The sequence below is a fragment of the Pseudomonas sp. QTF5 genome (genome assembly GCF_000512695.2).
In the GTDB taxonomy this organism is placed as follows: Bacteria; Pseudomonadota; Gammaproteobacteria; order Pseudomonadales; family Pseudomonadaceae; genus Aquipseudomonas.
This window is the reverse complement of record NZ_AZRW02000080.1, coordinates 1-1,232: the sequence shown is the minus strand read 5'-3', so window position 1 is coordinate 1,232 and position 1,232 is coordinate 1. Positions and strand designations below refer to the sequence as shown.

The window sequence follows — 1,232 nt, the reverse complement described above, 5'->3', positions numbered from 1 at the left end:
ATCGGCCAGAAGCGGACGTTCATAGCGGTCCACTTCTGACCGACAGCTGACTGTCCGAGAGGGTTGCTATCGATCCAAAACAGGCACGTCTCCCTTTCACGATCCACGTCTGCGCAGGTCGCCTTTTCCGGTTTTTCTCTTGATATCCCCCGTCCCGATGGCGTTCAGCATTTTCTGAAACTTTGAGCATTCAATGTGACGAGCAGCAGGGCAGGATGCTACTCGACGAAGCTCGTCGCGTATGGCGCTGAGTCGCTCGATGGTACGGTCCAGTTCGTCAGCCTTTTCGTTAAGCCGCTGGCGATCAATGTCAGGCTGACCCTCCGCGTCCAGCATCGCGACGAGATCGTCCAGTGAAAACTCTGCCGACTGCCCGAGCGCGATCAAGGACAATCGCTGGAGTACATCGGCACGAAACACGCGACTCAGGCCACGACGACCTATCGAACTGATAAGACCTTTCTCTTCGTAGTAGCGCAGCGTTGAAGCCGGTAGACCGGAACGTCGTGCCACCTCACCAATATCCAGCTCTTTCATGCTTGACCTCAAGTCGACTTGAACCTGCAGACTGCTCGGATCAAACCGCCAAAACAGGTTCAAGGCAAGGAGGAATACCATGGGAACAGCCGAGACAGCACTGCGCATTCTGTTTGTTGGAATGGGGGCCACGCTGATCATGGACGTATCGGCTTTTATTCAAGCACGAGTGTTTGGCCTGGCGTCGCTTGACTATGGCCTGGTCGGTCGTTGGCTAGGCCACATGTTGCAAGGGCGGTTTCGTCACGCCCCGATCATGACGGCGGTTCCTGTCAGGAATGAACGCCTGATGGGGTGGGTGTTCCATTACGTCACGGGCATTGTCTTCGCGATGGTGCTGATCGGTGCGAAAGGGCTTGCCTGGATCTGCAACCCCACGCTGGTGCCTGCGCTGGTGATGGGGTTGGTCAGTGTGATTGCGCCCTTCTTCATCATGCAGCCCGCGTTCGGTTTCGGCGTTGCCGCTTCGAAGACAGCGGCACCGAGCGTGGCAAGGCGCAGAAGCGTCACTGCGCATCTGACGTTCGGACTGGGGCTTTTTGTGACGGGATGGCTGTTGATGCTGCTCTTTCCGGCATCGTTATGCCTAAGTTGAGTGCCTTTGGGGCAGCGGTGGTGCTCAGGGTAAGAGCGTAAGTCCTGAGTGTCTGTTTCTGGCCGATTTCTGCCTTTGGCCAAAGGCAGCTCTGGGTCGA

The 1,232-nt window shown here is 56.8% G+C and carries 2 protein-coding genes; one reads left to right on the top strand and one right to left on the bottom strand.

Annotated features, from left to right (window positions below; translation table 11 throughout):
• Positions 1-96: 96 nt before the first annotated feature.
• Positions 97-537 (bottom strand): helix-turn-helix domain-containing protein, encoded by a 441-nt coding sequence (locus IC37_RS28630; RefSeq protein WP_030131458.1) that lies wholly within the window; start codon positions 535-537, stop codon positions 97-99.
• A 79-nt stretch (positions 538-616) separates the two neighbouring features.
• Here IC37_RS28630 and IC37_RS28625 point away from each other — a divergent pair, with 79 nt between their 5' ends.
• On the top strand, positions 617-1,132 hold the full coding sequence (locus tag IC37_RS28625) for a DUF2938 domain-containing protein (protein WP_030131457.1): 516 nt from the start codon (positions 617-619) through the stop codon (positions 1,130-1,132).
• The last annotated feature ends 100 nt before the right edge of the window (positions 1,133-1,232 follow it).